Annotated in this window: 14 protein-coding genes and 1 tRNA gene; 13 read left to right on the top strand and 2 right to left on the bottom strand. The window is 65.9% G+C overall.

All coding sequences use genetic code 11. The features are described 5' to 3' along the window. Window positions 1–20: 20 nt before the first annotated feature. A complete protein-coding gene (locus ELS24_RS00755; RefSeq protein ID WP_127183123.1) occupies window positions 21–1,442 on the bottom strand; it encodes an amidase in 1,422 nt (473 codons plus the stop codon). Window positions 1,443–1,656: 214 nt separating this feature from the next. Here ELS24_RS00755 and ELS24_RS00750 point away from each other — a divergent pair, with 214 nt between their 5' ends. The 5 genes from ELS24_RS00750 to ELS24_RS00730 all read left to right on the top strand — a co-directional run bounded on the left by ELS24_RS00750 (window position 1,657) and on the right by ELS24_RS00730 (window position 5,574). Beyond that, window positions 1,657–2,457, top strand: coding sequence for an IclR family transcriptional regulator (locus ELS24_RS00750; protein ID WP_127183122.1), 801 nt, complete (start codon window positions 1,657–1,659; stop codon window positions 2,455–2,457). A 65-nt stretch (window positions 2,458–2,522) separates the two neighbouring features. Continuing rightward, window positions 2,523–2,598: transfer RNA gene (locus ELS24_RS00745), tRNA-Asn, on the top strand. Window positions 2,599–2,814: 216 nt separating this feature from the next. Beyond that, complete coding sequence (gene gcvA, locus ELS24_RS00740) at window positions 2,815–3,741, top strand: transcriptional regulator GcvA (protein WP_127183121.1); 927 nt, start codon at window positions 2,815–2,817, stop codon at window positions 3,739–3,741. A gap of 144 nt (window positions 3,742–3,885) precedes the next feature. Continuing rightward, window positions 3,886–4,359: a RidA family protein gene (locus tag ELS24_RS00735; protein ID WP_050448893.1), complete on the top strand. Its 474-nt coding sequence runs from the start codon at window positions 3,886–3,888 to the stop codon at window positions 4,357–4,359. Window positions 4,360–4,365: 6 nt separating this feature from the next. Next, entirely contained in the window at window positions 4,366–5,574 is a 1,209-nt protein-coding gene (locus ELS24_RS00730; protein WP_127183120.1) for an aminotransferase class V-fold PLP-dependent enzyme, read from the top strand. Window positions 5,575–5,581: 7 nt separating this feature from the next. On the opposite strand, the gene ELS24_RS00725 is transcribed toward ELS24_RS00730, so the two are convergent. Beyond that, complete coding sequence (locus ELS24_RS00725) at window positions 5,582–6,475, bottom strand: DMT family transporter (RefSeq protein WP_127183119.1); 894 nt, start codon at window positions 6,473–6,475, stop codon at window positions 5,582–5,584. Window positions 6,476–6,633: 158 nt separating this feature from the next. Between ELS24_RS00725 and ELS24_RS00720 the strand changes: the two genes are divergently transcribed. The 8 genes from ELS24_RS00720 (at window position 6,634) to ELS24_RS00685 (ending at window position 17,475) form a co-directional block, all read left to right on the top strand. Next, entirely contained in the window at window positions 6,634–7,524 is an 891-nt protein-coding gene (locus tag ELS24_RS00720) for a helix-turn-helix domain-containing protein (protein ID WP_127183118.1), read from the top strand. Between the two features lie 165 nt (window positions 7,525–7,689). Further along, the gene (locus tag ELS24_RS00715; protein WP_127183117.1) at window positions 7,690–9,126 is read left to right on the top strand and encodes a DUF2868 domain-containing protein; all 1,437 of its coding nucleotides are present in this window, start codon (window positions 7,690–7,692) and stop codon (window positions 9,124–9,126) included. Continuing rightward, window positions 9,119–10,507 carry a GTPase/DUF3482 domain-containing protein gene (locus tag ELS24_RS00710; RefSeq protein WP_127183116.1) on the top strand — a complete coding sequence of 463 codons (1,389 nt, stop codon included), beginning with the start codon at window positions 9,119–9,121 and terminating at the stop codon, window positions 10,505–10,507. The genes ELS24_RS00715 and ELS24_RS00710 overlap by 8 nt, the downstream gene beginning before the upstream one ends. A gap of 344 nt (window positions 10,508–10,851) precedes the next feature. Continuing rightward, window positions 10,852–12,459 (top strand): ABC transporter substrate-binding protein, encoded by a 1,608-nt coding sequence (locus ELS24_RS00705; protein ID WP_050448887.1) that lies wholly within the window; start codon window positions 10,852–10,854, stop codon window positions 12,457–12,459. A 135-nt stretch (window positions 12,460–12,594) separates the two neighbouring features. After that, window positions 12,595–13,566 carry an ABC transporter permease gene (locus ELS24_RS00700; protein ID WP_050448886.1) on the top strand — a complete coding sequence of 324 codons (972 nt, stop codon included), beginning with the start codon at window positions 12,595–12,597 and terminating at the stop codon, window positions 13,564–13,566. Between the two features lie 10 nt (window positions 13,567–13,576). After that, complete coding sequence (locus tag ELS24_RS00695; RefSeq protein WP_050448885.1) at window positions 13,577–14,503, top strand: ABC transporter permease; 927 nt, start codon at window positions 13,577–13,579, stop codon at window positions 14,501–14,503. Window positions 14,504–14,510: 7 nt separating this feature from the next. Then, complete coding sequence (locus tag ELS24_RS00690) at window positions 14,511–16,241, top strand: ABC transporter ATP-binding protein (RefSeq protein WP_050448884.1); 1,731 nt, start codon at window positions 14,511–14,513, stop codon at window positions 16,239–16,241. A 25-nt stretch (window positions 16,242–16,266) separates the two neighbouring features. Beyond that, the gene (locus ELS24_RS00685) at window positions 16,267–17,475 is read left to right on the top strand and encodes a metal-dependent hydrolase family protein (protein ID WP_127183115.1); all 1,209 of its coding nucleotides are present in this window, start codon (window positions 16,267–16,269) and stop codon (window positions 17,473–17,475) included. The last annotated feature ends 83 nt before the right edge of the window (window positions 17,476–17,558 follow it).

Here is a 17,558-nt window from a genome sequence, read left to right as displayed (position 1 = left end):
CCTTGTGTTGTTTGGAATGATCAGTCGGGCAGCACAGGCGCGCGGCGCCAGTGCTGCGTGGCAAGCTCGAACGCATGCGCCAATTGCAGCAGCGCGTGTTCCTGCCGATAGCGGCCAACGATCTGGATGCCGACCGGCAAGCCCTCATCGGTGAAGCCACAGGGCACGGAAATGGCCGGATGGCCGGTCAAGGACAGGTAATAGCCCGAACGCATCCAGTCGATGTAGTTCTGCATCGATGTATCTTCGATACGGCTGACGGTTTCGTCTTCAACCGGAAAGGGCAGCACCTGGCTGACCGGCCCGATCAGGAATTCGTGGGTCTGCATGAACGTGTGCATGCGCGCGAACAACGCCGCGCGGTCGCGCTCGGCCTGCAAGACGGCGGCGGGGGACTGCGTCAGCCCCAGTTCAATATTCCAGATGACCGTGTCTTTCAGTTGATGGCGATGCTCGCGCAGCGCGGCCTCGTAGCCCACCGCGAAGACTTGGCCGCGCAGCGCTTGGAAGGCGTCGTTGGCGCCGGTGAAATCCGGGCAGGCCGGCTCCACCCGCGCGCCCAGGTCCCTGAAGACCGGCAACTGTCGCTCCAGCACCTGCGTTACCGCGCGCTGCACCGGCAAGCCGCCCCAGTCGGGCGCGTAGGCGATGCGCACGCCCTTGAAATCGCGCGACAGGCTGTCCAGGAAGCGTGCGGGGTCTTGTTCGATGGCCAGGGGGTCACGCGCGTCGGGGCCCGCCGTGGCGGCCAATAACAGCGCTACGTCGGCCACGGTGCGCGCCATGGGGCCGGCAACCGTCAACGCGTTGTAGGGGCTGGCCGTTGGCCATTGCGGCACGCGGCCGGGCGAGGGGCGCAGCCCCACCACGTTGCAGAACGACGCCGGGTTGCGCAGCGAGCCGCCCATGTCGGTGCCATCCGCCAGGGGCACCATGCGCGCGGCCAATGCCGCCGCCGCGCCGCCGCTGCTGCCGCCCGCCGTCATGCGCAGGTCGTAGGGGTTGCGGGTGGCGCCGAAGACCGTGTTGAAGGTTTGCGAGCCCGCGCCGAATTCCGGCAGGTTGCTCTTGCCCAGCGTGATGGCGCCAGCGGCGCGCTCGCGGGTAACGATCAGGCTGTCGCGTTCGGGCACAAAGTCGCGGTAGAGCGGCGAGCCGTAAGTCGTGCGCATGCCGGCAGTCAGGAACGAATCCTTGTGCACGATCGGCAGGCCATGCAGCAAACCCAGCGGATGGCCATTCGCTTGGCGCTCATCGGCCAGGGCGGCGTGGGCCATCGCGCCTTCGGCGTCCAGGGTCACCACGGCGTTGATGTGCGGGTTGCAGGCGTCGATCCGCGCCAGGTGCGCGGCCGTGACCTCGCGGGCGCTGAGGTGGCCGGCGGCGATCTCGGCGCGCATCGCCACGGCGCTCAGGTGGCAAACGGAACTAGGGGTGCTCATAAAACGGGGTTCATCCGGGGGTTGATTCTGGGGCAGATTGGGGAGGCCGATCCAACGGCCCCAATGTATTGCTATGCGATACAAAGTATTGAATAATCAACTTTATAGTGCGTATCCGGCGCCCGGACAATTCGGGGAAACTAGCGCCGACCACGGCGTCGCGCCTCATCCTCCCCTTGCCAACAGCGCCTTGCGCCCCCTCGGCTTCCCAATCATGACGACTCGCAAACTGCCGCTTGCCAACACCGACACGCCCGACGCGGAGGATGCCCTGTTCGTTGCTTCGTTGGAAAAAGGCATGCGGGTGCTGGACGCCTTTCGCGACGCCTCGGATTCACTCGGCCTGACTGACATTGCCACCCTGACCGGGCTGGGGAAAAGCGCGGCGCAGCGCTTTGTCCATACGTGGGAACGCCTGGGCTACCTGGTCAAGGACACGGCCACGCGTCGCTACCGGCTGGGTCCGCGCGTGGTGGAGCTGGGCTATTTCTTTTTACGCAACGACCGCCTGGTGTCCATGGCCGCGCCGCATCTGGTTGCGCTGCGTGACCGCTGCGGCCTGGCCGTACACATGAGCGTGCTGGCGGGCAGTGACATGATCTATCTGCTGCGCCTGCCCAGTCGCCAACTGACCCTGGCCGAAATGCTGCCGGGCCGGCGCATGCCCGCGTGGTGCAACAGCGGCGGCCGCATGCTGCTGACACAGCATGACGACGACGTCATCCGCCAGGCGCTGTTGAACGCGCCTGCACGCGCCTTCACGCCGCGCACGGTGGTTGAGCCCGACGCCTTGCTGGCGCTGATCCGCCAGGCGCGCGACGACGGTTATGCGCTGACCGAAGACCAGGTATTGCAGAACCAGGTGGGCGCCGCCGTGCTGTTGCGCGATGCGCGCGATGTGCCGCTGGCGGCCATCAGCGTCAGCGCGCCACGCCATGATTACCCCAGCGACCGCTTGCTGCGCGATATCGTGCCGCAACTCTTCCGCACGGCCCACGCGATCCAGCACGCTTGAACAGAATTTCCGGGCCGCTTTGCATTCTTCTTATTTTTTGTGCATAATTCGGCCCCTCTACCTGTTCCCCGATAGCTCAGTCGGTAGAGCGACGGACTGTTAATCCGCAGGTCGCTGGTTCGAGCCCAGCTCGGGGAGCCAAGAATTCAGCAGTGCATGTAAAAGCCGCACCGCTAGCAGTACCCCTAAAAAAGCCCGCAACTTGTTTGCGGGCTTTTTGCATTGGTGCTTGCACAAGCGTTTTTCACCCGCGCTTTGCTTCCCGGGTTTCGAAACGCGTAGCATGACGCACATCCGTATCCACGTCACCGCGCGAAGTCACCGAGCAACACACCGAGCGACACCACCGCCTTCCCCATGCGTTCCACGCGATCCCTGCCCGCCCTGGTATCCCTGCGCGCTTTTGAAGCGGCCGCGCGGCGCCTTAGCTTTTCGCTGGCCGCGCAGGAGCTCTTCGTTACGCAAAGCGCCATCAGCCACCACATCCAGCGGCTGGAAGGCGAACTGGGCGTTGCGCTCTTTGAACGCCGCACGCGCGCGGTAGCGCTGACGCCCGCCGGGCAGGCCTATTTCGAACAGGTGCACGCGGCATTCGAACTGCTGCGCCAGGGCACCGAGCAGATCCGCGCGCCCGCCGCCGCGGGCGTCACGCTGAAGATCGGCTTGCTGGCCTCGTTCGCCACGCGTTGGCTGGCGCCGCGACTGCCCGCGTTTGCCGCCGCGCACCCCGGCATCGCCCTGCAATTGCAGCCCGACATCGGGCTGGCCGACGTGGCGGGCGGCGAGGTGGACGTGGCCATACGCTATGGTCGCGGCGCATGGCCTGGCGTGAGCTCACGGCTGCTGATGACGGAATCGCTGTCGGTGGTGTGCGCGCCGGCCCTTGTATCCGGACGCAAGCGTGCCCGCACCCCGGACGATCTGCTGCGCCATCCCCTGTTGACCTCGCACGCCAGGCAACCGTTTGAATGGGATGCCTGGGCGCGACGCTTCGGCATGGACTTGGGCCGCGCCCAGACGGTGCGGCTGCATGACTACAACATCGTGGTCGAAGCCGCCTTGGCCGGGCAGGGGCTTGCCATGGGCCGGCACCGGCTGATTGCCCCGCATCTGGCCAGTGGCGCGCTGGTGCAGGCATTGCCCAACGCCGTCCTGCAAGACCCTCGCATCGGCTGGTGGTTCGTGTCGCCACGCGGCGCGCTGCCGCCCGCCGCACTGGCCTTGCGCGACTGGCTGGCCGAGGCAGCGCGGGCAGACGGCCCGGACAACGCCGCTACGCATTAGTTTCACTCATGCGTTCAAGGCAAGAATTGATTGGTCAGGCAGCGGCGCGGCCGATAGCATCAACACTTGCCTGCGTGCACCCGCGTGCGCCCCGCGCACCAAATGCACCAAATGCACCCACTACTTATTCACAGGTGATCCACCATGACTCAAACGATTTCCGGCCGCGTCAGTGAACTGGGCTACACCCTGGAAGCCGCCGCCGCGCCCGCCGCCAACTATGTGCCCTTTGTGCTGGAAGGCAACCTGCTCACCATCTCGGGGCAGATCTCACGCAAGGGCGGCAAGCCGCAGTACCTGGGCCAGTTGGGCAACCAGATCTCGGATGCCGACGGCGTGGAAGCAGCCCGCCTGTCCGCGCTGGGATTGCTGGCGCAGATCGCCGCCGCCACCGGCGACCGCCTGGACCGCGTGGCGCGCGTGGTGCGCCTGGGCGTCTTCGTGGCCAGCACGCCCGACTTCAACCGCCAGAGCGCCATCGCCAACGGCGCCTCCGACCTGATGGTTGAAGTGTTCGGTGACGCCGGCCGCCATGCGCGCAGCGCCGTCGGCGTGGCATCCTTGCCGCAGGGCGTGGCGGTGGAAATCGAAGCTGTCATCGCTCTGACCTCAGCCTGAGCCACCATGTCCGCCCCCCTCAGTCCCGCCACCCTCCAGGCCTTGCGCGCGCAGACACCGGGCACGCAAACCAGCGTCCACTTCAATCACGCCGGTTCCTCGTTGCCTTCGTCCGGCACCGTGCAAGCCATCCAGGCACATCTGCATCGCGAGGCCACCCAAGGGCCGATGGAAGCCGGCGTGGCCTCGCGCGCGTTGACGGAAAGCGCCCGCACGCTGGCCGCCCAACTGCTGAACGCGCAACCGGATGAAATTGCCCTGACCAGTGGCAACTCTGCCGGCTGGGGCGCGGCCTTCGCGGCGCTTGCGCCGTGGCGGCCGGGCGACCGCATCCTGGTCGGGCGCCATGAATGGGGCGGCAACCTGGCCACCATGCGCTATAGCGCCGAGCGCGCGGGCGCCGTGCTGGAAACCATTCCGTCGGATGCCAGCGGCTGCGTGGATGCCGACGCGCTAGCCGCCATGCTGGACGAACGCGTGCGTCTGATCACGCTGACGTGGCTACCGGCCAACGGTGGCCTGATCAACCCAGCGGCCGCCATCGGCCGCGTCGCGCGCAAGGCTGGCATTCCCTATTTTGTGGATGCGGCGCAGGCAGTCGGCCAGTTACCGGTTGATGTTGCCGACATCGGCTGCGACGTGCTCAGCAGCGTGGGCCGAAAGGCGCTGCGCGGCCCGCGCGGCACCGGCCTGCTGTATGTGCGGCGCGGCTTCCTGGACCAGTTGACGCCTGCCTTCGTCGACACCCACTCCGCTCCCCTGGGCGCGGACGGCCGCCCCATGCTGCGGGCGGACGCCGCCAGGCTGGAGTGCGCCGAAGCCTCGATGGCCCTGCGCTGCGGCCTGGCCCATGCCTTGCAAGAGGCGCTGGAACTTGGGATGGATTCCATCCGCGCTACCGTGGACGCCACCGCGCAGAAGTTGCGAGCCGAACTCGCGGCCATCTCCGGCATTACCGTGCTGGATCAGGGTCGTGAAAAATCCGGCCTGATCGCGTTCAATCTGGAAGGCTGGAACGCCCCCGACGTACAACGCGCGCTGGCGGCGGGCGGCATCACGATCGGCAGCAATGGCGTGCCCTACACGCCGCTGGACATGCAGGCGCGCGGCCTGTCGCAGATTGCGCGGGTGTCGGTCAGCCCCCTGACCCACGACGACGAGATCGACCGCCTGCTGGATGCGCTGGGCCGCCTGGCGCGATCGACTCCCGCGTGATCGCGGCCTACCCCGCCACCCGCCGTACAAACGGCGACCACTTGGAAAACACCAACAGGTTGCCGCTCATCACCAGCACCAGGCCCGCCAGCGCGGGCGGCGTCCACTGGTAGCCTTCGGCCACCGTCGACACACCCAGCGCCACCACCGGAAACAGCACCGTGCAGTAGGCGGCACGCGCCGGCCCCATGCGCCCGACCAGCGTCAAGTACGCCGTAAACGCAATCACCGACCCCGGGATCGCCAGATACAGCAGGGCGCCGACATACGGGGTGGACGTGTCGAACTGAAACGGCAAGCCGGCCACGAGACAACCCGCCAGCAAGATCGCCGCACCGTAAAGCATGCTGTAGGCATTGCCGGTCAGGGGCCGCACGCCCGCGCGCTGCTGCAAGGACGACAGCATGTTGCCGGTGGAAAAGCAGAACGTGCCCAGCAGGGCAAAGCCCAGTCCCAGCAAGGTTTCATGGCTGGCCTGCTGGCTGGCAAGCTCGGGCCAGAACAACAGCACCAAGCCCGAAAAGCCGATGGCCCCGGCCACCATCACGCGCGGCGCGATCCGGGTGCCGAACCACAGGCGGGCATTCAGCGCGTTCCACAGCGTCGCGGCCGAAAACACCACCGACACCAGGCCGCTGGGTATCCATTGCGTGGCCGTGTAGAAGCACAGGAAATTCAAGCAAAAGAGACACAGCCCCTGGCCCACACAGAGCCAGTGCCCGCGCCGGTCCAGTTTTTGCAGCTTGCGGGTCAAGCGCAGCACGGCGAACAACACCAAGCCCGCCAGCGCGAAGCGATAAAAGATCGATATGGGAATGGCCACGACACCCAGTTGCAGCTTGATGGCGATCCAGGTGGTGCCCCAGATGACGACAGTCAGGAAATACAGAAAGAGGTTCACGATACGATGCGCAAAAAAAGGGTCACGAGGCCGCCATGGCAGGCCGCCCGCCTGACCCCCAGTGTGCGCCGCCGCCCTTCAGGGCGATTGCCGGATCTTGCGGTTTTTGCATGCACCGCCAGCCCGGCGCGCGAAAGATCGCTTAGCATTTCGCCACTATGGGCACCGCTGCTTCGGCCCCGGCCGACTTCTCCGTCTTCCGCACCCTGTCGCGTTCCACCGCCACGCTGGAACGCGCGTCGCCCCTGAGCGAAGGAATGGCGATATCGCAATGGCGGCGCAGCGCGCACGAAACGCTGGGCTACGACACGCCCGGCCATCACACGCTGTCGCTCTACCTGCACGGCGGCGACAAGTCGTTCCGCGTGGGCCGCGACACGCTGCATGGCGGCGCCGGAAAATTCTGCGTGCTGCCGGCCGAACATTATTCGCGCTGGTGCATGAACGACACGGTTCATTTCCTGCACCTGTACATCGCCCCCGAACGGCTGGCCCGCGAAGCCGTCATGCGCCTGGACTGCGAGCCCCGCGCGCTGGAACTGCGCGACCGCACCTACATTCAAGACCCCTCGCTGATCGACGTTTGCCGGCAACTGCTGGGCACCGATTGGGCGCAACCCGCCGACCGCCTGGCCGCCAGCAGTGCGGCGGAAACGGTGCTGCACCATTTGCTGCAACAGGGCGTGGCGCGCAAGACGCCGCAACCCGCGCGCGGGGGGCTGGCGCCCGCCGTGCGCCGCCGCGTCATGGACTATGTGGACGCACACCTGCACGAGTCCTTGACGCTGGACCAACTGGCGGGCGTGGCGGCCTTGTCCACCTACCATTTCGCCCGCATGTTCCACACCTCGTTCGGCGAACCGCCGCATGCCTGGGTGCGCGCACGGCGCCTGGCGCATGCGCGCGGGCTGCTGGCGGCGGGCAAGGGGGACCTGGCCGGCATTGCGCAGGCCAGCGGCTTTGGCAACGCCAGCCACCTGTCGCGCGTGTTCCGCGAGGCCGTCGGCCTTACCCCGGGCCAATACCGCAACGCGCACCGCCAGCACTGATCGCGGCCAGTGTCCGCTTTCGCGGTGTGGCCGACCTGTGGCCAGACGCGTGGCCCGCCTTCCGGCTCCGCTGTCCGCCTCCGTCCGCGAATCCGCCGGGTCTACAATGGCGCATCGCCCTTTGCGGCCTTACGTTGCGGTTCGACCGCGCTGCCTACCGACGCGATGCCGTCCTCGACCTCTCGCGCTTTTTCCTCCCCGCCTGGCCCCGCCACCCCGCGCCCCTTGCGCGCGCATTGGCTGGCCGAACTGATCCGTCTGCGTGAAACGCATTGGGGTCCGATGGACGATGCGGACGCGGTCCGGCGCGTGCGCCAACTCGACACCGATCTGCCCTCGCGCATCCTGGCCCGCGCCGACTTGCTGGCGCAACGCGAAAACCTTGCCCCGCTTGTGGACGGCTGGCGGCGCAGCGCCCGGGCCATGCTGGCGGCCCTGTTCGTGCTGGCCCTGATGTCCGGCATTGCCGTGGCCCTGGGCGCGCTGGGCGATGGCTCCCGACCCGTGAACGTGCTGTGGGCGCTGGGCGCCTTGCTGGGTCTGCACGCACTGACCTTCCTGCTGTGGCTGGGCAGTTTTCTGCTCAAACCCTCGGCCGCGACCGGACTGGGGCGGCTGTGGCTATGGGCCACCCGCAAGCTGGCGCGCGGCCCCGACAGCGCGCTGGTGCCGCAAGCCTTTCTGAACCTGCTGGCCCGCGCGGGCGCCTTGCGCTGGCTCTTTGGCGCGGTCAGCCACCTGCTGTGGCTCACCGCGCTGTGCGCCGCGCTGGCGGCCTTGCTGGTGGCCTTGTCCACCGCCAGCTACCGCTTCGTCTGGGCCACCACGCTGCTCGCGCCCGATACCTTTGTCTGGCTGACCCAGGCCATAGGCTGGCTGCCGGCGCACCTGGGCTTTCCGATGCCGGATGCCGCCGTCATCCGGGCCAGCGACGGCGCGCAAACGCTGGCCGCCGAAGCACAGGTGCAATGGTCGTGGTGGCTGATCGGCGTGCTGGTGGTCTACGGCATCTTGCCGCGCCTGCTGGCCGGGGCCTTGTGCATCAGCGCCACGTTGCGGGCGTTGCGCCGCTTGCGCATCGACCCCACGCTAGCCGGCTTCTCGCCGCTGCGCGACCGCCTGGAGCCGCCCGCGCAATCCACCGGCATCGACCGCCCGGTCGACGCGCTGCACCAGCCGCGCATGCCGGCCGCATCCCTTTCCGATCTGGCGGGGCAGCCCGTGCTGCTGGGGCTGGAACTGCCCGCCGACCTGGCCTGGCCACCCGCCGGCCTGCCCGCCAGCGTGCAGATGGCCGGCAACCTGGACACGCGCGAAGAGCGCAACCGCGTGCTGGACGCCTTGGCCCAGGCCGCGGCGTCGCGCTTGCTGATCGCCTGCGACGCGCGCCAAACGCCAGACCGCGGCAGCTTGTCGCTGATCGCCGAACTCTCCGCCCATGCGGGCCACACCGGCGTCTGGCTGATCGCCTCTGCCGAAGACGGCATGGCGACGCGCGCCGCGCTGTGGCGCGAACGCTTGCTGGCGCTGGGTTTGCCCGCCGACGCCATCCTGCAGACGCCCACGCTGCCACTCACGTGGCTGGAGCCCGCCCATGGCTGAGGACATCATCAAGATCGCCCTGGTCGGCCACACCAATACCGGCAAGACCTCGCTGTTGCGCACCTTGACGCGCGACACCGGCTTTGGCGAAGTTGCCGACAGCCCCGGCACCACGCGCCACGTGGAAGGCGCGCGCCTGCGCCTGGACGGGCGCGCGGTGCTGGAATGGTTCGACACGCCGGGTATGGAAGACAGCATTGCGCTGCTGGAATACCTGGACCGGCTGGGCAGCACTGACGAACGGCTGGACGGCCCCGCGCGCATCCGCCGCTTTCTGGACACGCCCGAAGCGCATGGCCGTTTCGAACAAGAAGCCCGCGTGCTGGCAAAAATGCTGGAGTGCGACGCGGCGCTGTACGTGATCGACGCGCGCGACCCCGTGCTGGGCAAGCATCGCGACGAACTCGCCATTCTTGCCGCCTGCGGCCGCCCCCTGCTGCCCGTGTTGAATTTCGTGAACGCGCCCGCGCACCGCGCCGACGAATGGCGCGGCGCCATGGCGCGGCTGGGCCTGCATGCGGTGGTGGAATTCGACACCGTGGCGCCACCGCTGGATGGCGAACAGCAGCTCTATGCCAAGCTGGGCGTACTGCTGGACCGCCACGCCGACGCACTGGCACGCCTGGCCGACAGCCTGTCCGCACAACGCCGCGAACGCCACGCCGCCGCCTACGAACTACTGGCCGATCTGCTTATCGACGTCGCGGCGCTGCATCTCACCAGCCCCAACGATGACAAGGCGCTGACCGCTGCGTCCCAACAGTTGCGCGATCATGTGCGCCAACGCGAGCAAGCCTGCGTGAACGCCTTGCTGGCGCTGTACAACTTCCGCGCGTCCGACTTCAGCGACGACGCGCTGCCGCTGCAAGGCGAACGCTGGGGCATGGACCTCTTTCATCCGCAAGCACTCAAGGACATGGGCGTGCAAGTGGGCATGGGCGCTGCCGCCGGCGCCATGGCCGGCGCGGCGGTGGACTTGCTTAGCGCGGGCCTGAGCCTGGGCACCGGAATGCTGATCGGCGCCGCGGCGGGCGGCTTGTGGCAGGGCGTGGAAAAACTGGGCAAGCGTGTCGCGGGCAAGCTGCGCGGTTGGCGCGAGATCAGTGTCGATGATGCCGTGCTGCGCTTGCTGGCCTTGCGCCAACGCCAATTGATCGACGCGCTGGAACGCCGCGGCCACGCGGCGCGTGAACCCTTGAAGCTTGCCTTGCCAGATGACGAAACCTGGCAGAAAGGCCCCTTGCCCGACGCGCTGAAAGAAGCACGCAGCCGTCCGGAATGGTCGGCATTGGGCAAGCACCATGAAGACAGCGACCGCCGCAAACGCATCGTCCAGGACTTGGCGCGAACCCTTGCCAGCGGCCCCGCCGCCACCGCCTGAACCGCCGCCAACCTGCACCATTCAAGGCAGACGGCAAGCGCGGGCTAACCCCAATCCAAACCGATTGACGCTTAAACGAATGGGTCTATAAGATTCGATCTGCATTGGCGCGGGCTCGTCCCGGCCATGACAATCAAAAGGGGTTGGATCTATCGTGAAGTCGAAGTCCTCTGCAGTGATGCCCGGCATCGCCCTCCACGGCCTGTGCGCAGTTCGCGCCGCGCGCCGCTCAACCCCGCACCATCTTTCGCAGTAAGCAGCAACGCCATGCCCTGGACCCCGTTGGGGCCGGGGCTCTGTCACTTCTGTCGCGCTATCCGCGCACCACACGGAGCATGAGGGCTATGCGTACTTTTCCCCACCTGAAGCAAGCTGCGCTGGCGGCCACCATTGCGGCATCGCTGGCGTTCAGCGCCGGCGCAGCCGCCAAGACTTTCCACTGGGCGTATCAAGGCGACGCCACGTCGATGGACCCGATGGCCTTGAACGAAACGTTCACGCTGGGATTCCAGGGCAACATCTACGAAACCCTGGCCGGCTATGACGGCGACTTGAAATTGACGCCCCTGCTGGCCGAAAGCTGGGAAAACCCGGAGCCCACCAAGTGGGTGTTCAAGCTGCGCAAAGGCGTCAAGTTCCATGACGGCTCGCCGTTCACCGCCGACGACGTCATCTTCTCGTGGAAGCGCAGCCTGACCCCCGGGTCCGACATGAAGGGCTACGGCGCCAAGGCTTCCGACATCAAGAAGATCGACGACTTCACCATTGAAGTCACGACCCCCACGCCCAACCCCATCCTGCCGCGCGAATGGGTGTTCCTGTACATCATGAGCAAGACGTGGGCAGAGAAGAACAACACCACCGAAGCCACCAACGTCAAGGGTGACAACCAGGGCAATTACGCCAACCTGAACGCCAACGGCACCGGCCCCTTCATGCTGGTCTCGCGCCAGCCGGATGTGAAGACGGTGCTCAAGCGCTATGACGGCTACTGGAACAAGAACATCAAGACCAACGTCGACGAGGTCATCTTCCAGCCGATCACGCAGGAAGCCACGCGCGTGGCCGCGCTGATCTCCGGTGAAATGGACCTGGTGCAACCGGTGCCGGTGCAAGACTGGAAGCGCCTGGAAGACGCCAAGGGCGTGAAGCCGCTGACCGCGCCCGAAGCGCGCGCCATCTTCATCGGCATGGATCAGCACCGCGACGAACTGCTGTTCTCGGACGTCAAGGGCAAGAACCCGTTCAAGGACGCCAAGGTGCGCGAAGCCGTCGTGCTGGCCGTGGACACCAAGGCCATCAACGAAAAAATCATGCGCGGCGCGGCCAAGCCGCTGGGTTCGCTGGTGGCCACCGCCATCAACGGCTACTCGGACTCCTACGGCGCGCCGTTCAAGCCCGACCCCGAACGCGCCAAGAAGCTCCTGGCCGAAGCCGGCTATCCGAAGGGCTTCACCGTCACGATGGACTGCCCGAACGACCGCTACGTCAACGACGAAAAGATCTGCCAGGCGGTCGCCGGCATGCTGGCGCGCGTGGGCATCAAGATCAACCTGCTGGCGCAGACCAAGTCCAAGTACTTCGGCAAGATCCTGCTGCAAGCCGGCAACCAGACCAGCATGTACATGCTGGGCTGGACGCCCAGCTCCACCGATGCGCACAACGTGCTGCTGAACCTGGCGGCCTGCCGCGATGCGAAGACGGCCGCCGGCCAGTTCAACCTGGGCGGCTACTGCAACAAGAAGGTGGACGACCTGACCAACAAGGTCGGCGTCGAAACCGACCAGGCCAAGCGCAACGCCATGATCACGGAAGCCTTCGAGATCGTGCGCAAGGACTTCGGCTATCTGCCCTTGCACCAGCAGCCGATGTCCTGGGGTGTGAAGGACAACATCAAGGTCATCCAGCGCGCCGACGACGTGCTTGATCTGCGCGACGTGGTGTTGCCGTAACTCCTCTTGTCGTAATTCTTTGACGACCTCAGCCCCGGATGGCGCAAGCCATCCGGGCGCGCCCGGCCCAGCCCCGCTTGCGGCTTTACCCAGCAAGCGCGGCCCGGCGTTATCCGCAAACGAGGGCACCTGATAATGCTTTCCTTTATTGCGCAACGGCTTATCCAGTCGGTGCTGGTGATGTTGACGGTGGCGCTGATCGCGTTCTCCATGTTCCGCTACGTAGGCGACCCCATCGCCAGCATGGTCGGCCAGGACACCACGCCTGAACAACGCGCGGAACTGCGCGAACGCCTCGGCCTGGACGACCCCTTCGTTGTGCAGTTCGCGCGCTTCGTCGGCAACGCGGTGCAGGGCGACTTCGGCATCTCGTACCGGCAGCGCCGGCCCGTCAGCGAGCTGCTTGAAGAGCGCATGCCCGCCACGCTGGAACTGTCGTTCGTGTCTGCCGTGATGGCCCTGGCGCTGGGCATTCCCATGGGCATCTACACCGCGCTGCGGCGCCACGGCGTCCTGTCCAAGGCCTTCATGGCGCTGTCCTTGGCGGGTATCTCGCTGCCCACTTTCCTGATCGGCATCCTGCTTATCCTGGTTTTCGGCGTGCAGCTTCGATGGCTACCCAGCTTCGGACGCGGCGACGTGGTCAGCCTGGGGTGGTGGACTACGGGGTTCCTGACCAAATCCGGATGGCTGGCGCTGATCATGCCCGCCATCACGCTGGCGCTGTTCCAGATGACCTTGATCATGCGGCTGGTGCGCGCCGAAATGCTGGAAGTGCTGCGCGCCGACTTCATCAAGTTCGCGCGCGCCCGCGGCCTGCCGGAACGGCTGATCAATTTCCGCCACGCGCTGAAGAACACGATGGTGCCCGTCATCACCATCACGGGCCTGCAACTGGGTTCCATCATCGCGTTCGCCATCATCACCGAAACCGTGTTCCAGTGGCCCGGCATGGGCCTCTTGTTCATCCAGGCAATCAGCATGGTCGACATTCCCGTCATGGCGGCGTACCTGGTGCTGATCGCCTTCATGTTCGTGGTCATCAACCTGGTCGTCGACCTGCTGTACTTCGCCGTGGACCCACGTCTGCGCGTGCAGAGCAAGTAAAGGAATCAACATGATTGCTCGCATCGCTCCCATGTTTGCCCGCGCGGCCGACAGCGACATCTGGCACAGCTTCAAGCGTTCGCCCGGCGCCATCATCGCCGCGATCGTCACGCTGGCCATTCTGCTGGGCGCCTTGTTCGCGCCCATCGTCGCGCCGCACAACCCCTTCGACCTGGCTTCCTTGAGCATCATGGATGCCAACACGCCGCCCGCCTGGGAAGAGGGCGGCAGCCCCGACTTCCTGCTGGGCACCGACGACCAGGGCCGCGACATACTTTCCGCCGTGCTGTACGGGTCGCGCGTGTCCTTGCTGGTGGGCTTTGCGTCGGTGTTGTTCTCGATGGTGCTGGGCGTCACGCTCGGCCTCATCAGCGGCTACGCCGGCGGCCGCATCGACAGCTTCATCATGCGTATCGCGGACGTGCAACTGTCGTTTCCCGCCATCCTGGTGGCGCTGCTGATCGACGGCGTTGCGCGCGGCGTATTGCCGCGCGACATGCACGACCAACTTGCCCTGTACGTGCTGATCTTCGCCATCGGCATTTCAGGCTGGGTGCAGTACGCACGCACCGTGCGCGGCTCCACGCTGGTCGAACGCAACAAGGAATACGTGCAGGCGGCCAAGCTGATCGGCATTGGCCCCATCACCATCCTGCGCCGCCACATCCTGCCCAACGTCATGGGGCCGGTGCTGGTCATCGCCACCATCCATTTGGCCATCGCCATCATCACCGAGGCCACGCTGTCGTTCCTGGGCGTGGGCGTGCCGCCCACCGCGCCATCGCTGGGCACGCTGATCCGCATCGGCAACAGCTATCTGTTTTCGGGCATGTGGTGGATTTCCATTTTCCCCGGCATTGCGCTGGTAGCGCTGGTGCTGTCGGTCAACCTGCTGGGCGACTGGCTGCGCGACGCGCTCAACCCCAAGCTGCGCTGAGGACGTCATGGCCCTGTTGAACATAGAAGACATCCGCATCGAATTCCCCAGCCGCCGCGGCACGATGGTGGCGGTGGACGGCGTATCGCTGGCTCTGGAAAAGGGCGAGATCCTGGGGGTGGTGGGCGAATCCGGCGCTGGCAAATCCACCATCGGTAACGCAGTGATCGGCTTGCTGGAAGCGCCCGGGCGCCTGGCGGGCGGGTCGGTGCTGCTGAACGGCGAACGCATCGACACGCTGACGCCCGCGCAAAAGCGCAAGGTGCGCGGACGCCGCATCGGCATGATTTTCCAGGATCCGCTGACATCCCTGGACCCGCTGCAAACGGTGGAAAGCCAGTTGGTGGAAACCATGCAGGTCCACCTGAACCTGACGCAAGCCGAAGCCAAGACGCGCGCGGTGCAACTGCTGGTGCAAGTGGGCATCGACCAGCCGGAGCTGCGCGTCAAGCAATATCCCCACCAGTTTTCGGGTGGCATGCGGCAGCGCGTGGTGATTGCCTTGGCGCTGTGCTGCGAACCCGAAGTCATCATTGCCGATGAACCCACGACCGCGCTGGACGTGTCCATCCAGGCGCAGATCCTGGAACTGCTGAAGAAGCTGTGCCGCGAAGAGCAGGTGGGCATGATCATCATCACGCACGACATGGGCGTGATTGCGGACGTGACCGACCGCGTGGCGGTGCTGTATCGCGGCAAGCTGGTTGAACAAGGCCCCACGGCCAAGATCCTGGGCGACCCCGACCACCCCTACACACGCAGCCTGATCTCGGCCGTGCCGCGTCCGGACATCAAGCTCAAGCGCTTTCCGCTGGTCACCTACATCGAGGACGTCAAGACGCCGTCGCAACCGCTGGACCTGGCCACGCACTGGTTGGGCCAGCGGCGCGACTTCGGCGCGCAGACGGATGGCCCGCTGGTGCAGGTGCGTGATCTGTCGATGCGCTTCGTGCTCAAGAGCGCGCTGTTCAAACGCAACCAGCGCACGCTGGACGCGGTCAAGCGCGTCAACTTCTCCATTGGCGAAGGCGAGGTGTTTGGGCTGGTGGGCGAGTCCGGATCAGGCAAGTCCACGGTGGCGCGGTTGATATCCGGCTTATACACCCCGTCGGAAGGTTCGGTGACGTTCGGCGGCACGGACCTGACCGCGCTGAAAGGCGAAAAGCAGATGAATCCGTTCCGGCGGCAGATCCAGATGATTTTCCAGGATCCGTTCTCGTCGCTGAACCCGCGCATGCGCGTGCTGGACATCATCGCCGAACCCATCCGCTTCCATAAGCTGGCGGCATCCGAGGCCGAAGCGCGCCGCATCGTCGCCGACCTGCTTGACGTCGTGGGTCTGGGCGACCGCGCCGCCGAACGCTTCCCGCACGAATTTTCAGGCGGCCAACGCCAACGCATCTGCATCGCCCGCGCATTGGCCACCCGCCCGCGCTTTCTGATCTGCGACGAACCCACGTCCGCGCTGGACGTCTCGATTCAGGCGCAGATTTTGAACCTGCTGAAAGACCTGCAGGAAGAACTGGGCCTGACCATGCTGTTCATCAGCCACGACCTGCCAGTGATACGCCAGATGTGCGACCGCGTCGGCGTGATGCGCTACGGGGAATTGCTGGAAGTGGCGGAAACTGAAAACCTGTTCGAGCATCCGCAACATCCGTACAGCCAGCACTTGCTTGGACTGATGCCCCGCCTGCAATCCATGTCTCGTGAAGGCTTGGATGTGGTGGAAGGCTGACGCCTGAGCGCAACCGGAGCGAGACATGACGGCGACACGACAGACCCTGTTCATCGGCGGCCAGGTATTCGATGGCGAGGGCAAGATATTGCGCGATCACGGCGTGCTGGTCGAAGGCAAGCGAGTGGCGCGCGTGGCGCCCGCGAGCGCGTTCGAAGGCTATGCCGGTCCGCAGGTCAACACCACCGGCATGACGCTGATGCCCAGCCTGGCGGATTGCCACGTTCATCTGGTCTACACGGGCGGCGCCGATCCCAATGCGCAATTAAGCAAGCAGGGGCCGGCGCAGATCACGCTGACCGCACTGGAGAACGCACAAGCTAGCTTGCGCGGCGGCGTCACGGCATTGCGCGACTGTGGCGGCAAGGACTACCTGGAATTCGGCGTGCGCGACGCGATTGCGCGCGGCGTTTTTCCCGGCCCCACCATCAAGGCGTCTGGCCGCATCATCTGCATGACGGGCGGACACGGCAACCGCATTGGCCGCGTCGCCGACGGCTGTGAAGACGTCATCAAGGCCGTGCGTGAACAAGTGCACGCCGGCTGCGATCTCGTGAAGATCATGGCCACGGGCGGCGTCATGACACCGGGCGTGAGCCCGATGGACGCGCACTACAGCTTCGACGAATTGAAGGCGGGCGTGCACGAAGCCAAGCGCTTTCGCAAAAGCACGGCCAGCCATGCACAAGGCACGCAGGGCATTCTGAACGCGGTGCGCGCAGGCATTGATTCCATCGAACACGGCATCTTCATGGACGACGATTGCCTGCGCGAAATGCTGGAAGCCGAAACCTATCTGGTACCCACCATCGCGGCGGTGCGCAACATCATCGCCAACGCCGACAACGGCATCCCCGCCTACGCGGTGGAAAAGGCGCGCGCCGTTGAACAGCGGCATCGTGAGTCGTTCCAGATGTACTACAAGGCTGGCGGCCGCATCGCGCTGGGCACGGACGCGGGCACGCCCTTCAACCTGCATGGCGAAAACGCCATGGAGCTGGCCTACATGGTGGAATTTGGCATGACGCCCATCGATGCGCTGATTGCCGGCACCTCACGCGGCCACGACCTGATGGGCCTGACGGAACACGGCGCCATCGCCGACGGCAAGGTCGCTGATCTGCTGCTGGTGCAGGGCGACCCGACAGAAGACATCCTGAAGGCGGCCGACAAGCGTTTTCATGTGGCGGTGCTGCGCAATGGCGAATTGGCGGCGGGCGCACTGCCGATGTAATTCGGTGCGCCCCGAGCCCAGGAAGGCACGATGAAGCGGTCGGAGTCAGGTGCCGGCAACGATGCCCATCATGAACGGACATG

It is taken from the genome of Achromobacter spanius (assembly GCF_003994415.1).
In the GTDB taxonomy this organism is placed as follows: Bacteria; Pseudomonadota; Gammaproteobacteria; order Burkholderiales; family Burkholderiaceae_B; genus Achromobacter; species Achromobacter spanius_C.
The sequence above is the reverse complement of the archived record's forward strand: the minus strand, read 5'-3'. Positions and strand labels throughout refer to the sequence as shown.

What these genes read in the sequence shown, in the direction of transcription:
- ELS24_RS00685 (WP_127183115.1), top strand. Translation starts at nt 16,267, where the DNA reads ATGACGGCGACACGACAGACCCTGTTCATCGGCGGCCAGGTATTCGAT.
- ELS24_RS00755 (WP_127183123.1), bottom strand. Translation starts at nt 1,442, where the DNA reads ATGAGCACCCCTAGTTCCGTTTGCCACCTGAGCGCCGTGGCGATGCGC.
- gcvA (WP_127183121.1), top strand. Translation starts at nt 2,815, where the DNA reads ATGCGTTCCACGCGATCCCTGCCCGCCCTGGTATCCCTGCGCGCTTTT.
- ELS24_RS00750 (WP_127183122.1), top strand. Translation starts at nt 1,657, where the DNA reads ATGACGACTCGCAAACTGCCGCTTGCCAACACCGACACGCCCGACGCG.
- ELS24_RS00700 (WP_050448886.1), top strand. Translation starts at nt 12,595, where the DNA reads ATGCTTTCCTTTATTGCGCAACGGCTTATCCAGTCGGTGCTGGTGATG.
- ELS24_RS00705 (WP_050448887.1), top strand. Translation starts at nt 10,852, where the DNA reads ATGCGTACTTTTCCCCACCTGAAGCAAGCTGCGCTGGCGGCCACCATT.
- ELS24_RS00730 (WP_127183120.1), top strand. Translation starts at nt 4,366, where the DNA reads ATGTCCGCCCCCCTCAGTCCCGCCACCCTCCAGGCCTTGCGCGCGCAG.
- ELS24_RS00735 (WP_050448893.1), top strand. Translation starts at nt 3,886, where the DNA reads ATGACTCAAACGATTTCCGGCCGCGTCAGTGAACTGGGCTACACCCTG.
- ELS24_RS00720 (WP_127183118.1), top strand. Translation starts at nt 6,634, where the DNA reads ATGGGCACCGCTGCTTCGGCCCCGGCCGACTTCTCCGTCTTCCGCACC.
- ELS24_RS00710 (WP_127183116.1), top strand. Translation starts at nt 9,119, where the DNA reads ATGGCTGAGGACATCATCAAGATCGCCCTGGTCGGCCACACCAATACC.
- ELS24_RS00715 (WP_127183117.1), top strand. Translation starts at nt 7,690, where the DNA reads ATGCCGTCCTCGACCTCTCGCGCTTTTTCCTCCCCGCCTGGCCCCGCC.
- ELS24_RS00695 (WP_050448885.1), top strand. Translation starts at nt 13,577, where the DNA reads ATGATTGCTCGCATCGCTCCCATGTTTGCCCGCGCGGCCGACAGCGAC.
- ELS24_RS00690 (WP_050448884.1), top strand. Translation starts at nt 14,511, where the DNA reads ATGGCCCTGTTGAACATAGAAGACATCCGCATCGAATTCCCCAGCCGC.